Annotated in this window: 15 protein-coding genes; all 15 read left to right on the forward strand. The window is 45.8% G+C overall.

Annotation, left to right across the window (positions count from 1 at the left end):
* Nucleotides 1–5: 5 nt before the first annotated feature.
* Nucleotides 6–1,451 (forward strand): flippase, encoded by a 1,446-nt coding sequence (locus tag RIKMI_RS0109050; protein ID WP_027291350.1) that lies wholly within the window; start codon nucleotides 6–8, stop codon nucleotides 1,449–1,451.
* Entirely contained in the window at nucleotides 1,448–3,490 is a 2,043-nt protein-coding gene (locus tag RIKMI_RS13620) for a pyruvate formate lyase family protein (protein WP_051214457.1), read from the forward strand. Before RIKMI_RS0109050 ends, RIKMI_RS13620 begins: the two co-directional genes overlap by 4 nt.
* A complete protein-coding gene (locus RIKMI_RS13625) occupies nucleotides 3,480–4,226 on the forward strand; it encodes a radical SAM protein (RefSeq protein ID WP_051214458.1) in 747 nt (248 codons plus the stop codon). The genes RIKMI_RS13620 and RIKMI_RS13625 overlap by 11 nt, the downstream gene beginning before the upstream one ends.
* Nucleotides 4,223–5,269: a hypothetical protein gene (locus RIKMI_RS0109065; protein WP_027291351.1), complete on the forward strand. Its 1,047-nt coding sequence runs from the start codon at nucleotides 4,223–4,225 to the stop codon at nucleotides 5,267–5,269. Before RIKMI_RS13625 ends, RIKMI_RS0109065 begins: the two co-directional genes overlap by 4 nt.
* A 73-nt stretch (nucleotides 5,270–5,342) precedes the next feature.
* Nucleotides 5,343–6,440, forward strand: a complete 1,098-nt coding sequence (gene glf, locus RIKMI_RS0109070) for a UDP-galactopyranose mutase (protein WP_027291352.1) — start codon at nucleotides 5,343–5,345, stop codon at nucleotides 6,438–6,440.
* Nucleotides 6,441–6,447: 7 nt separating this feature from the next.
* The gene (locus RIKMI_RS0109075) at nucleotides 6,448–7,305 is read left to right on the forward strand and encodes a DUF4422 domain-containing protein (RefSeq protein ID WP_027291353.1); all 858 of its coding nucleotides are present in this window, start codon (nucleotides 6,448–6,450) and stop codon (nucleotides 7,303–7,305) included.
* 43 nt (nucleotides 7,306–7,348) lie between these two features.
* Nucleotides 7,349–7,993, forward strand: coding sequence for a glycosyltransferase (locus tag RIKMI_RS13630; protein ID WP_051214459.1), 645 nt, complete (start codon nucleotides 7,349–7,351; stop codon nucleotides 7,991–7,993).
* Between the two features lie 219 nt (nucleotides 7,994–8,212).
* Nucleotides 8,213–9,082 carry a glycosyltransferase family 2 protein gene (locus tag RIKMI_RS13635; RefSeq protein WP_051214460.1) on the forward strand — a complete coding sequence of 290 codons (870 nt, stop codon included), beginning with the start codon at nucleotides 8,213–8,215 and terminating at the stop codon, nucleotides 9,080–9,082.
* On the forward strand, nucleotides 9,079–9,936 hold the full coding sequence (locus RIKMI_RS13640) for a glycosyltransferase (RefSeq protein ID WP_051214461.1): 858 nt from the start codon (nucleotides 9,079–9,081) through the stop codon (nucleotides 9,934–9,936). The genes RIKMI_RS13635 and RIKMI_RS13640 overlap by 4 nt, the downstream gene beginning before the upstream one ends.
* A complete protein-coding gene (locus tag RIKMI_RS0109095; RefSeq protein WP_027291354.1) occupies nucleotides 9,936–11,003 on the forward strand; it encodes an EpsG family protein in 1,068 nt (355 codons plus the stop codon). Before RIKMI_RS13640 ends, RIKMI_RS0109095 begins: the two co-directional genes overlap by 1 nt.
* 6 nt (nucleotides 11,004–11,009) lie before the next feature.
* Nucleotides 11,010–11,765 carry a glycosyltransferase family 32 protein gene (locus tag RIKMI_RS13645; RefSeq protein ID WP_084135247.1) on the forward strand — a complete coding sequence of 252 codons (756 nt, stop codon included), beginning with the start codon at nucleotides 11,010–11,012 and terminating at the stop codon, nucleotides 11,763–11,765.
* Nucleotides 11,762–12,832: a glycosyltransferase gene (locus tag RIKMI_RS0109105; protein WP_027291355.1), complete on the forward strand. Its 1,071-nt coding sequence runs from the start codon at nucleotides 11,762–11,764 to the stop codon at nucleotides 12,830–12,832. The genes RIKMI_RS13645 and RIKMI_RS0109105 overlap by 4 nt, the downstream gene beginning before the upstream one ends.
* A gap of 5 nt (nucleotides 12,833–12,837) precedes the next feature.
* The gene (locus RIKMI_RS0109110; RefSeq protein ID WP_027291356.1) at nucleotides 12,838–13,851 is read left to right on the forward strand and encodes a polysaccharide biosynthesis protein; all 1,014 of its coding nucleotides are present in this window, start codon (nucleotides 12,838–12,840) and stop codon (nucleotides 13,849–13,851) included.
* Nucleotides 13,838–14,281: a WxcM-like domain-containing protein gene (locus RIKMI_RS0109115; RefSeq protein ID WP_037291780.1), complete on the forward strand. Its 444-nt coding sequence runs from the start codon at nucleotides 13,838–13,840 to the stop codon at nucleotides 14,279–14,281. Before RIKMI_RS0109110 ends, RIKMI_RS0109115 begins: the two co-directional genes overlap by 14 nt.
* An 11-nt stretch (nucleotides 14,282–14,292) precedes the next feature.
* Nucleotides 14,293–15,147, forward strand: coding sequence for an SDR family oxidoreductase (locus RIKMI_RS0109120; protein ID WP_027291358.1), 855 nt, complete (start codon nucleotides 14,293–14,295; stop codon nucleotides 15,145–15,147).
* Nucleotides 15,148–15,151: the final 4 nt, after the last annotated feature.

A 15,151-nucleotide genomic window follows, 5' to 3' on the forward strand; every position in this document is an offset into this window, starting at 1 on the left:
TTTTTATGTCTCTTACCCATAATGTCGTTTATAATATATTGATCAACGTATTGAACGTTGCAATACCTATAATCACAGTACCATATGTTTCTCGTGTATTCGGGGTTGAGAATGTCGGAGTCGTAAATTTTGCTCTTACATATGCGGCATATTTTTCTTTATTCGTATGTTTAGGGATTCCTGTATACGGAGTCCGGGAAATCGGGAAATGCAAAGATGATCCCGTACAGCGTAATTATATTGTTTCTGAACTGTTCAGAATCATGTTGATTAGTACGCTTTTCTTTACTTCGCTGTATGTCATTTCCATATTTGTTATTCCTACTTTATATGCCGAGCGGGTGTTCTTGCTGGCGGCAGGGGCCGGGTTGATTTTTTCGCCGTTTAACGTAGATTGGTATTATACCGGACGTGAGAATCTCAAGATTGTTGCATTGAGGAATATGGCGGTCAAAATCCTCGGCGTAGCGATCCTTTTTATTTTTGTCCGTAGCAGTCGGGATATTATTCTATACTTGATATTGAATACGATAGCCAACGTAGGTGCGCAGGTATGGACTTTCGTGTATATGCTGCGGCATGAAATCGTCTTACAGTATCGGAAGTTAAATCTGAAGCGGCATATAAAGCCGGTGCTCATCCTGTTCCTTTCATCCCTGGCTATCAGTATCTACACGATGTTGGATACATTGATGCTCGGTTTTCTTTCCGATTATACCCAGGTCGGTTATTATTCTTCTGCCATTAAAATAAGCAGACTGTTGCTTCCGCTTGTAACAGCTGCCGCTGCGGCTTCTATTCCGCGTATCGCCTATTTGTATAAGGAGAATAATCGTTCTGAATTAAACCGCGTTACCAACAAAGCGTTTTCGTTTATGGCGTTGTTGGCTCCTCCGATAACGATTGGGTTGATTGCGATTTCGAAACCGTTTGTTCCGTGGTTTTTCGGCGAGGCCTTTATGGGGGCGGTCCCGTCCATGATGGTTGTGTCGATCATCGTATTGCTTATCGGGGTGAATAATTTTTATGGTCCGCAGGTGTTGCTGACAACGGGCAATGATAAGGCTTTTATGGGGGCGGTTATATTAGGGACGATAAGTAATTTTATGTTGAATCTATTTTTTATTCCTTGCTGGGGGGCCTTAGGGGCTTCATGGGCATCTGTTGTTGCAGAGTCGATCGTTACGGCTACGGTGATTATATTGGCGAGCAGATTGGTTCCCGAAATCAAACCGGATTATCGGCCATTGATTCATTCGATAGCTGCGTCTTTGCCTATGTTGTTATACGGTTATGTTTTTTCCAGGTATATCGATTCGTTGTTTTGGTCCGTGGGTTGTATAACAATTTTTTCTGTCCTCACGTTTGGGATATTAGAACTATTCGTGTTCCGAGACTCGACGGCTTTGGATATACGGAATAGAATTTTTTCAAAACTTCGGTTGCAGTGAAACGAATACTTAAAAAAACGGTTAAATTTTTTCTTCCCCGCCGGATTCGGACGGCGTATGTTTTGATGGGGAGTGACTATACATTTCAGCGTCGCGGGGCGGGGCGGCTGAATACGATTGCCGATCTGATACGATATTCATTCGGTCGTCGTTTTTTCTATCCTTCCGTACAGGTGACCGGTTTGGCTGCCGCCCGCCAGTTTAAATCGATGGCGCTGCGTCTTAGTTTTTCCCGCGTCCTTACTGCTCCATATTTTTACCCGCTCGATCCTAAATTATTGCGGATTATACCCGCCGGAGTTCAAGGGATAGCCAGTTTGACGCTCGATTACGCCAAAGTATTGACCTTGGATTTGAATGCTTTATGCGGAAAACTACGCAACAATGACGATGACTTCAGTTTGTCCGTCGTTGAGACGATTGATGCGATTGATGTCGTACGGAAACGAGGGATGCGATATTACCGGAAACGTAATGAAGTGCTCGCCGGGTATTTAGATCGCTTGATGGATACCACTCCGGCTTCTTTTCACGAAGCCCTTCAGAAAATATTGTTTTTTAATGCTCTGTTATGGATGAATCGTCAGCGACACATCGGATTAGGGCGTCTGGATATGGTTTTGTGGCCTTATTTAAAGAGAGATTTGGATGCGGGGCGTGTGACATTGGCGGAAGCGAGGGATATGGTAAAAGATTTCATTGTCGCGTTGGGAAGCCATACACGTTATAAAAGTGTCGGTTTGGCCGGCGATACCGGGCAGGTAATTTTACTTTCGGGGACGGATCGAAACGGGGAATATATAGAAAATGAGCTGACGGGAATGTTCCTTTCCGTTATAACTGAGCTGAATATTCCGGACCCCAAGCTGATTATGCGGGTCTGTGATCGGACTTCTCCGGAGTTATGGAGCAAGGCCGTAGATTGTTTGGCGAAAGGGAATGGCTCTCCGCTGTTGGCCAACGAACCGAAGATTGAGACTTTGATGCGGCAATTCGGGTATCAGGCGGAGGATGTAATCGATTTCGGTACGTCGGCTTGCTGGGAACCGTTGATTATCGGCAAATCTTTTGATCAGAATAATTGTACGGAAAACCTGAACATGCCGGATATTATTGTCGGTATGTTGAATGACGGAGCTTTCGACACATATGAAGATTTTGAAAAGACGTATTTGTTAAAACTCCGGAGTGAAGCCATGCGTATTGCCGGGAATGCCCGGCATATCCGGTTTGATTACGCGCCTATGCAGTCTATCTGGATGGATGGGTGCGTCGAAAACCTACGGGATATCGGTCAGGGTGGAGCCAAGTATAATTACCACGGCTTTTTGTGCGTGGGACTTCCTAATGCGGTAAATTCGTTGTTGAATATACGTAAATATGTGTACGAGGATGCCCTGATTACGTATGATGAATTGAGAAAGGTTCTGCAGGACAATTATGCCGGAAACGAGGATCTGCGGCAGAAATTGTTGGATGGCAATCCTGAGAAGTTCGGTCTGGGTTCGGATACTGTATTGAGTCTGTCGGATAAGATTATGCGAACCGTTTCCGAAGTTTTCGGCCAAACGACGATCAACGGCGGAAAAGTCAAAGTCGGGTTCAGCTCGCCGGCATATTTAGAAGAAGGTCGGCGGACGGGCGCGACTCCGGACGGGCGCGAAGCTTATATGCCTTTCGCCACGCATATCTCTCCGGTGTCTAAAGACATAGATCTGGCAGAGATTGTCGATTTTGCGGCGCAATTGCATTATGACGGAAACAAAATCAACGGTAATGTCGTCGATTTTATTTTGTCGGAACAGTTTGTGGCTCAAAAAGAAAAATTTATAAAAATTCTTCAGGTAGCTTTCCGAAAGGGAGTGTATGAGATGCAGCTTAACGTATTGAACGCCGAACAATTGATCGCTGCCAAGGCCGATCCGAATCTTTATCCGGGACTGGTGGTGAGAGTATGGGGATTCAGTGCTTATTTCAATGATCTGCCTGAGGCATATAAAGATCTTCTGATCGAACGCGCTCTTAATTATGCAAGCTGACCTTTTGATTGATACGACGGCCATTCAGAGGTTGTGTCTTCACGATGGGCCTGGCGTCCGTACGACGGTTTTTTTGAAAGGTTGTTCATTGAATTGTCCATGGTGCTGTAATCCTGAAACCAAGACCGATGCTCCGTATCGTTATGAAAACGGAGAGGTCGTCGTCAGATCCTGGGATCAGGAGCAGCTCTATGCGAGAATCATCAAGGATAAAGAATACTTCGGTCCGGATGGCGGGGTTACGTTTTCGGGGGGGGAACCTCTCCTGCAGGCCGAGGCTTTGCAACCTTTGGCCGAAAGGTTGAAAAAGGAAAATATATCTATCTTTGTAGAAACATCACTTTTTGCCCCGCATGTAAATTTTCAGCTGCTCGACGGTTGCATCGATGGTTATATCGTAGATTTTAAAGTGTTGCGATATCCGTTTTTATCCCGGCGTTATAAAAAAGAGTTGTTTCCCTATGAGCGAAATTTGAAGTACATCCTGCCTAAAGTTGAACGTGTCAGGATGGTATTGATTGCCGGCCTGACCGATACGGAGGCGAATATAGCCGGGTTGCAGGAGCTGTATCGCAAATACCGGTTGCCCGCGCCCGAATTTTTGCAATACCATTCATTAGGAAAGGGGAAAGCCGATAGGTTGGGAGTTGAACAGCCGCTGTTCAAACAACCGTCGCACGAAAGGATTGAAGAGATACTAAAACTGTTTCCGAACAGTCAATACGCGAAGATATGATCGATAATTACAAAGTTGTCTGCAATACGGCCGCCGGCAGAAGGCGGTACATGCAATATCTGGTACCTCAGGTTGTAGCATCCGATGTGGTAGATCGTTACGATATTTGGATCAATACGACCGATAAGCAGGATATCGAATTCTTTAGACTCTTGGCAGAGGCGTTTCCCAAAATAAATCTGGTTTATCAACCGGACGGAGTGGTCAATGGAATATCTTCGATCAATGCGTTTTATCGGGAGTGCGTCGAGGAAGATACTATATATTTTAAACTCGACGACGATATAATCTGGATAGAGCCGGGAATGTTCGAAAAGATGGTGCGTTTTCGGATCGATCATCCTGAATACTTTCTTGTATCGCCCTTAGTGATCAATAATGCTCTTTCAACGTACATCTTGAGCCTGGAGAAAAAAATAGAGTTGATCCGGTATTGCCCGGCACGGTCTTCGGATCCTCTTCTTTGGGGTAACGGGGAATTTGCGGCTCAATTGCATGAATGGTTTCTGAACGATTATCTGAAAACAGGTAAATACGACCGACTCTATTGCGGCGTTAAACCCGTTGCGATGAATCGGTTTTCGATCAATGCCGTTTTATGGTTCGGCCGGGAAATGAAAAAATTCGGAGGTATTGTGCCGGGAGACGACGAAGAGTGGTTGTCGTGTATCAAACCTGCGGAATTGGGGATGGCCAATTGTTTCAATTGCGATGCCATAGTGTCCCATTTTGCTTTCTATTCGCAACGGGAGACACTTGATAAGCGTACGATACTGGAACAATATGGAGTGTATTTACGTCAGCAGTGGAAGAACGATCCTGCAATGGCCGCAATTATGCAAACGGTATTTGCAGCAATGCAGCGAGTGGAGGAACAGAAAGAAATAATATTATCCCAGGCTAGTATTTACCCCCCCCCCCCAGTTAAATTTACTAAATCGAGGTTGGGGCGGATATGCGTACCGGTTGTCGGTTTGCGTAGCTTAGGCGAAATCAAGCAAGCGTGTGCAGATAAGAAAAAAGTCAGATATATCATCAAATAACCGTTCGATCGATTAATAGAAAGATTTGCCGCAGGGCATTGAAAAATAACAGGCGGGGACGAAAATTTTTGGTATGGAGAAATATGATTATCTGATCGTAGGAGCGGGCCTTTACGGGGCCTGTTTTGCGCATCAGGCGTTTTTGAAAGGGAAGCGCTGTCTGGTGGTCGATAAACGATCCCATATGGGGGGTAATTTGTATTGTGAGGAGGTCGGAGGAATTAACGTACACAAATATGGAGCACATATTTTTCATACATCGGACAAGGATGTCTGGGAATATGTTAATTCATTGGTGGAATTTAATCGTTATACGAACTCTCCGCTTGCTAACTATCGTGGCGAGTTGTATAATCTGCCATTCAATATGAACACCTTCTATCAGTTATGGGGGGCGAGGACTCCGGCCGAGGCTTCCGTAATCATTGAAAGGCAGCGCACCGAGATGGAAGGACGGGAACCCGGAAATCTGGAGGAACAAGCCATCTCGCTGGTCGGCAGGGATATATACGAAAAATTGATTAAAGGATATACGGAGAAACAATGGGGCCGGCCGTGTACGGAGTTGCCGGCTTTTATCATTCGGCGCTTGCCGGTGCGTTTTACGTTTGATAATAATTATTTTAACGATAAGTATCAGGGAATTCCTATCGGAGGCTATAATCGATTGATCTCCAAGATGCTTGTTGGAGCCGATGTCAGGTTGGATACGGACTATTTCCTTTGTAAAGAAGAACTGGACGCTTTGGCTGATAAGGTCGTTTTTACCGGTATGATCGATGAATACTTCGGTTATTGCTACGGGAAGTTGGAATACCGTACGTTAAGGTTCGAAGAGGAACGGCTCGATATTCCTAATTTTCAGGGTAATGCTGTGATCAATTATACAGAACGCGAAATACCGTACACTCGAATTATCGAGCATAAGCATTTCGAGTTCGGGAATCAGGAGCATACGGTCGTTACCCGTGAATATCCCAGCGAATGGCAAACCGGAGCGGAACCGTATTATCCGGTCAATGATACGCGGAATGAACGATTGTTCGGGATGTACCGTGAACTGGCGGAGCGTCAGACTAATGTTATTTTTGGAGGACGTCTTGCACAGTACAAATATTTTGACATGCATCATGTCATCCATCAGGTATTAACGATAAAAGATCAAATCTGATTTGGCAATGTCCGACGTGACGGTATATGTGGCATACCATAAAAATGCCCCGATTGTCCATAGCAGTATCTATCGGCCTATCCATGTAGGTAAAGCGTTGTCCGTGAGTGATATTGAGGGAACGATAGGAGATAATACCGGCGAGAATATCAGTACGAAAAACCCGTTGTACTGTGAAATGACGGCGGCATATTGGGCGTGGAAGAACGACAAGGATTCCCGATATATCGGTTTGTGTCATTATCGTCGGCTTTTCTGTGCCCGTAAACCGAATATTTTCAGGAAACTGAAACTGCGGCTGAATTGTCTGAAAGAGAAACTCCGTGGATTTATTCGGCCGGGCAGCGGCAATTCGATCTGCGATTTGGTGAGTAACCCGTCGGCAGAACGGTTTGAAGAGTTACGTAAAGATTTTGAACGGAAAATAGAGAAATGGACCGCTTCGGGACGGGTGGCCGCTTTCGGAGTGAAGCCGGTTTGTTTTGCGTCCCGGTCTGTCAAGATGAGGTTTGATATTTTAGGTGAATATCATACACAAGTTATCGAAGATATTCTGGAACAAAAATATCCGCAAATGTTGGATGACTATAAAAAGGTAATGTTGTCCGACAGGATGTCCTATGCGAATATGTCGATCATGAGACGAGATGTTTTTGATCGTTATTGTTCCATGGTGTTCGATGTCTTGGGAGCTTATGAATCACGTGTATTGCAGGATCGATGGTGCAGTGATTTGTACGTTGATCGTTGCTTTTCACGATTACCCGGTTATATGGCGGAGTTGCTTACGGCTACTTTTCTGGAACATCTGAAACGTAGTAACGAATCGGTGAAAGAATTGACTGTCGTGACTTATGGCGTTTGATGTCGGAGCGGTTGTTGAAATAGAAAATTAAACGGTTGTTGAGATGAGGTATATCAGTCCCGAACCTATAGCTGTCCTACTGGCTGTTTATAATGGGGAGAAGTATTTGCGGGAGCAGATCGACTCGATTTTAGCACAAACGAATCACGATTGGGTGCTGTATATCCGCGACGATGCTTCTACGGACTCTACGCCTGAGATTATCGCCGATTATTGCCAAAAATATGACAATATCGTGAAGATCGGCGATGATCGGGGTAATCTGGGCTGTTATGAAAATTTTCGTGAGTTGCTTCGATCGGTCGAGGCCGACTATTATATGTTTTCGGATGCCGACGACGTCTGGCTGCCGGAAAAGATACAGGCCAGTTTTGATTTTCTGCATAAACAAGAGGGGGCATATCCGCACACTCCGCTTTTAGTCCATTGCGACAAGTCCCATGCCGATGCAGAGTTGAATATCATTCATAAGAGCGTTTGGTCGGATTCCGCCATGGATCCAGATAGTTGGACTAAATTTGAGCTGTTGCCTATGCATATCGTAGGAGGGGCATGTTCTATATTTAATCGCCGCGTTCGTGATTTGTCGCTGGAATCCCCCCCCCCCCCCAAATATTATGCCAGTTTCCCACGATGGATGGGCGGCATTGATTGCCGCCAAATTCGGGAAAATTTTTGCTCTGCGTGATCCTTTGTTGATATATCGGTATCACGGTTCAAATACGACTGTGCGGATTAATCAAGCAAAACGTTCGGTATCCTATCGGCTAGCGCATCTTTGTGGAACCCTCGGGGAACATTATAAGAAATACAAGATGGTAAATAGTGTGTTGGGATACGGATCATTCGGAAAATATGTGTATTACAGAATAGTTGCGTACCGGAAATCTAAAAGAATACGATAACCATGGAAATCAAGAGCGGGGATGCTCGTCCGATCGCCATCTTGCTGGCCGTTTATAACGGTGAGAAGTATTTGTCTGAGCAGATCGATTCGATTTTGGATCAGACGAATACTTCTTGGACTCTTTATATCCGTAACGACGGTTCCTCGGATGGTACTCAGCGCATCATCGACAGTTATCTTCGCCGTTTTCCGGACCGTATCGTGCAGATCGACCGCGGAGGTGCGAATCTGGGTTGCCGGGGTAATTTTTTCCGTTTGCTGGAGACGGTCGAAGCGGATTATTACATGTTTTCGGATGCCGATGACGTCTGGCTGCCGGAAAAGATACAACGGAGCTTTTCGCTACTGAAACAAAAGGAACAATTATATCCGGGTACCGCTATATTGGTTCATACGGATAAAGTGGTTTGCGATGACAAGATGAATATCATCGTTCCTTCCTGGTGGAAAGCGGTAAGACTGAATCCGGATTTGTTCCATAGCTTGCGTTGCATTCCGTTGTCTCCCGTAGTCGGGGGCGCTACCACGGTTTTTAATAGATTTTTGCGGGATTTATGTCTGCCCATTCCTGAAGATCCGCCGCAACATGATTGTTGGATACCTTTGCAAGCGGCCAAATACGGTAAAATTTTCGCCTTGCACGATCCTTTGATTCTGTATCGTCAACACGGTAATAATGCGGTGGGAGCGCCTACGGAGCCGTATCGTTTCCGGTGGGGGAAAATAGGACGGATAAAACGGATTGTGCAGCGAGATTGGAACCTGGCCGGATATTACCGTAGGTTGGGATATGGAAGCCGGCTGAAATATTTTTTCACGCGTTTTGAAGTATTGATTAAATTGCAGTGGAGTAAGATAACGTATAAATGAATATGATTTGCTCTCGTCCGATCGCCATCTTGCTGGCCGTTTATAACGGTGAGAAGTATTTGTCTGAGCAGATCGATTCGATTTTGGATCAGACGAATACTTCTTGGACTCTTTATATCCGTAACGACGGTTCCTCGGATGGTACTCAGCGCATCATCGACAGTTATCTTCGCCGTTTTCCGGACCGTATCGTGCAGATCGACCGCGGAGGTGCGAATCTGGGTTGCCGGGGTAATTTTTTCCGTTTGCTGGAGACGGTCGAAGCGGATTATTACATGTTTTCGGATGCCGACGACGTCTGGCTGCCGGAAAAAGTGCAGATCTTGTTCGATGCGATTCGTGAGCTGGAACGGCAGTATCCGGCACTTCCCTGTCAGGCGTTTGCCGATACGATCGTGTGCGACGAGCATTTGAATGTGCTGGAGGCTTCGCATTGGCGCGGAGCCGGCATAAATCCGGATAGGTTTCTTTCTTATAACTATATGGCTGTGTGTTGTACTGCGGGAGGAGCATGTTCTATATATAATCGTAAAGTGAAGGATATGATTTTTCCTTTAACTAACGACTATTTGATTTACGATTTCTGGATAGCGATCAATGTAGCCAAACGTGGCAAGCTTAAAGCAGTGCATAAACCTTTGCTGAAATATCGCCAGCATGGCGCGCAGACTTACGGAATCAGCTACGGAGCGCAGAATACGCTGAGCCATAAGCTGAAAAGGATCGGAGCGCTGGTTCGTCAGTATCGTTGGGAAGCACAACATCATAAAGACTTCGGCTATGGTCCGAAAATAAAGTATTATTGGTACAAGTTTATGACGATCGTAAAGATACGTATGGGGCGATATAGATAATGGCGATATATTTTATCATATATCTGTTCCTGCTGGCCATGGCCATGCTGGACTTTGTCGTAAAAAAAGACAAAGTCTATAATTGCCTGTTTGCCGGTTTCGCTTTGTTCGTGTTCTTTTTGGCCGCGTTTCGCGGTATGGGGAATGATTATGACGGGTACAAAGAGATTTTCGAGACCTTGAGTACCCTTTCGATCAATGATATATTCGATCCCCGACAAGTCTATGTCGAGCCGGGTTTTGCGACGCTCAATATTTTACTGAGCAGCTGTCCGTATCAAACCATTCTGGTCGTTATGGCCGCGGCGAATATAACGATACTTTTTACGTTTTTCCGGAAATATTCTCCTTACCCGTATGTCTCTCTGCTATTTTTCGCAGGGATGTTTTTGTATACGGGAGTTATGGGGTTGATCCGTCAGCATTTGGCTATTGCGATATGCATGTGGGCGATGGCCGAACCCCGGCGTCCGAGATTCTGGTGGCTGGTGGGTGTAGCCGTAATGTTTCATTATTCGGCAGTCTTTGTATTGCTGGTCCGTATTCTCAAAGATCGTTATTATACCCTTAAAACTTATCTGACCATTGGAGGAATCGCTATTGCGTCGAATTTATTGATGTACGAAGCGTTTAAACTCGCCGTCGGCTTTTTGCCGGCGGTAATCGCCTGGAAATTGGAAATTTATCTGGGAGCGGAAGCGGGAATGCAATTCGGGTTCAATGCCGCGGTCGCCATACGTCTTTTTACATTCGTGCTTGCTTATACGTATAGGGAACAAATCGCTGCATGTTTTCCGAGATACGGTGCGCTTTTTGTGAATATTTATTTTTTAGCCATTGTGATTTATACGGGATTCGGATTCTTGCCTCAAGTTGCCGCGCGCGGAGCCGTATATTTCCATTACATGGAATTGTTGGTAGTTCCGATGATTCTATATGTCGCATCCGGAGTCAACAGGGCCTGGATATTTACGCTGTATGCTTTGTTTGCGTTGTGGAGGCATATCGAGATGGTTACGGTATATGCCGAAGCCTATATGCCGTATAAAAATGTTCTTTTCACGTGATTTGTTATGAATAGAGTTCCTAAAAAGATACACTTTTGCTGGCTGAGTGGCGATCCGTATCCGGTGGCAATCGCCAAATGCGTGGAGTCGTGGAAAACGATTATGCCTGATTACGAGATTATACTTTGGGATCGGGCCCGTTTTGATGCGGAGATCGATAACCGTTTCGCCCGCGAAGCGCTGGAATTGCGCAAATGGGCTTTCGTAGCCGATTATGTCCGGCTTTTTGCATTGGCGAAATATGGCGGAATCTATCTGGATTCGGATGTGCGGGTTTATAAAAAATTCGATGATTTGCTGGCGAACGGTTTTTTTTCCTGCGTGGAATATTTTAAACCTACCAATTACATTGCCATCGAAGCTGCGGTTATGGGGGCCGAGCCGGGGCATCCGTTTGTGAAACAATGTCTGAGTCTGTATGACGATATCCCGTTTGTACTTTCGGACGGAACCGTGGATCAAACGACCATAACCCAACGCATGGCTGCCGTTGCGGCCCGTGATTGGGGATTTGAGTACAGGCCGGCGGAACAACATCTGAAAGAAGGAGTGGTTATATATGCGCCTGTAATATTTACCAATCCGTCGGGCGAATTCTCGGTAACCAAAACTTATGCGTTACATTTATGCAACGGCAGCTGGATTGATGAGCGTCCGTCGTTGCGTAAGCGTATGCTGAATTTCGTCCGAAGATACTATAAGCAACCGCATAAAGCGGCAGGTAGCTTGTATCGTAAACTGGTCAATCGAATTTTGAGATGATCGAAGAACCCGGAACGATCGTTGTCAATGCGACTGCACTGGACGGCAGTGGTGCCTTGACGGTTCTGCGTCAGTTTTTGGCCGCTGTTCCTGAAAACGACAGGATTGAGTGGATTGTTTTTATCAGTCCCGACATCGAGATCGAGAGCCCGCGTGCGACGGTGCGTTTGGTCCCGGTCAAGGGTGTTAAGCCGATGATTCAGCGCCTGAAGTGGGATATGTTCGGCGTCCGGAGGTGGCTGCGTCGTGAAGGAATAAAGCCGGCGGCTGCCATCTCATTGCAGAATACCGGATTCAGGACAGGGTACAATATTCCCAATTATATTTATTATCACCAGTCGATTACGCTAACTCCATATCGCTGGAGCCTGTTTAAGAAGTCGGAACGTAAACTTTGGTTTTATAAAAATGTATATCCGATCGTTATCCGGCTGTTTTTGAACCGTAGAACGCGAATCTTTGTGCAATTGGAATATATAAAGGAAAGATTTGCTCGTAAATTCAGGATATCCTCCAACCGGATTTATGTGATTTCCCCATTGATCCATCTACCCGTAGCGAACGATATACCGCCGATGGATTTGCCGCAAGATACCATCAATCTGTTTTATCCGGCTACGGCATTTTCGTATAAGAATCATTCGGTCGTCATAGATGCGTTAAATAGAATTAAAAGTCGTAAATTTGTATTATGGCTGACAGTGCCTGAAGGAACGTTTGCTTTTGCAGGAGAGCGTGTCCGTGAGGTAGGCGTATTGTCTTTCGATAAGATGGTATCTATGTATGCTGCGGTCGATGCAGTAGTGTTTCCGAGTTATATCGAGACATACGGCCTGCCCTTGCTTGAAGCAGCCGCATTGGGGGTACCCGTTATCGCTGCGGATCTGCCGTATGCCCGTGAGGTGCTCGATGGATATGCGGGAGGTACTTTCGTTGAATATTCCAACGCGGACGAGTGGGCGGCAGCTATCGGGAAAATATCGAAAAAACGTCGCTTTCCTCCGTTTGAACCGGAAAGAAAAGCGTCGTGGGATCGATTGTTTGCAATAATAACTCATAAATGTTAGGGGATATGTTCAAAGACAAAGTTTTGCTCATTACGGGAGGTACCGGATCATTTGGCAATGCTGTTCTGAAGCGTTTTCTGAACAGCGATGTTCGGGAAATTCGTATTTTTTCACGTGATGAAAAAAAACAAGATGATATGCGTCATCAGCTGCAAAACCCGAAAGTCAAGTTTTACATCGGGGATGTGCGGGACAAACGGTCCGTAGACTATGCGATGGAAGGCGTCGATTATGTTTTTCATGCCGCAGCGCTCAAACAGGTGCCCTCTTGTGAGTTTTTCCCGGTTCAGGCGGTCCGGACCAATGTATTGGGGACCGAAAACGTGCTTGACAGCGCGATTCAATACGGCGTGAAGAACGTAGTGGTGCTTTCTACGGATAAAGCCGCCTATCCGATTAATGCGATGGGAATCAGTAAGGCCATGATGGAAAAAGTCGCGATAGCGAAAGGGCGTGCATTGGCTATGAATAACGGCAAGACAACGATTTGTTGTACACGTTATGGTAATGTGATGGCTTCGCGTGGGTCCGTTATCCCGTTATTTATTAGCCAGATAAAGAACGGGCAGGACCTTACGGTCACAGATCCGAATATGACCCGGTTCATGATGACCCTTGAGGATGCTGTGGATTTGGTCATTTTCGCATGGCAGCACGGCGAGAATGGCGATCTTTTCGTTCAGAAAGCTCCTGCTGCTACGATTGAAACATTGGCGCATGCGCTGATCGATTTGTTCGATTCGAAATCGCAGGTTAAAATTATCGGGACGCGGCATGGCGAGAAGTTGTATGAAACTCTGGTCACCCGTGAAGAAATGTCCAAGGCGGAAGATATGGGCGATTATTATCGGATACCGTGCGATAGTCGCGACCTGAATTATGATAAGTATTTTGTTGAAGGCGAGGAAAAGGTCGCACGTTTCGAAGATTATCATTCGCACAATACCCGTCGGCTGGATGTGGACGGAATGAAAGAATTGTTGCTTAAACTTCAGATTGTCCGTGATGAATTGTCCTAAAAATAAAATTACCGTCATTGACGGAGAAATCAATCGGGATTATCGGGGGCAGATCAGTTCGCTCAATCAGTTCCGTTTTGACGGCGTCGAGCGTGTCTATTTTATTCATCATCCCGATGTGGATACTGTTCGGGCGTGGCATGCTCATCAACATGAAAAGAAGTGGTTCTATTGTGTCAAAGGAGCGTTTACGTTAGCTTTTGTGGAAATCGACGATTGGGATCGTCCCTCTCCGGATCTTCAGCCCCAGGTATATGAATTGACAGACACGGAGAGCAAGATCGTTTGCGTTCCGGAAGGCTATGCAAACGGTATCAAAGCAAAAGAGCCGGATTCCGTATTGTTGGTCTTCTCGAGTAAAATACTTGAAGAAGCAGTGAAAGATTCATGGCGGTACGACAAAGCCATGTGGATGGATTGGGATAAATAAAAACAGGGAAGATGAAAGTACTGGTTTTGGGAGCGGTCGGTATGGCGGGGCATACTATCGCGTTATATTTCAAAGAACAGGGGCATGATGTGACAGCTTATTCGATGAGACCATTCCCTTGGTGTCGAAATATAGTTGGAGATGCCTTCGATACCGGCGCGTTTACGGCGATGCTTCGTGACGGGGAATACGATTTGGTGATTAATTGCATCGGATTGCTCAATCAGGTTGCGGACAATAATCCGTCGAAGGCAGTCTATTTAAACAGTTACTTGCCGCACCTGATTGCAGATACCTTAATGCCTACGAAAGCCAGGCTTATTCAGATGAGTACCGATTGCGTGTTCGCGGGGAATACCGGACCGTACATCGAGACGTCTTTGCGTGATGGAGCCACGTTTTACGATCGCACAAAAGCTTTGGGAGAAGTAGTCGATTCCAGGAATCTGACTTTTAGAAATTCTATTGTGGGACCGGATATCAATCAGGGAGGGATCGGGTTGTTTAACTGGTTCATGAAGCAGGAAGGGCCTATTTATGGCTATAAACATGCGATGTGGACCGGTGTTACGACATTAACGCTGGCCAAGGCTATGGAACGAGCCTCCGAAGAGGGGTTGAGCGGCTTGTTTAATCTGGTCAATAACGAAAGTATATCTAAATACGATTTGTTGCAGTTGTTCAATAAATATTTTCGGGATAACCGGATCGAAATATTGCCGAGTGAAGAACTGCAGCTGGACAAGAGCCTGCGTTGTACGCGGAGTGCGGATTTTTCGTTTAAAGTTCCTTCGTATGAACAGATGGTTGCTGAGATGAAAGAGTGGGTGGACCGGCACGGCGAATTGTATCCTTTTTATTGTTAGTTGA

Source organism: Rikenella microfusus DSM 15922, from assembly GCF_000427365.1.
GTDB lineage: Bacteria > Bacteroidota > Bacteroidia > Bacteroidales > Rikenellaceae > Rikenella > Rikenella microfusus.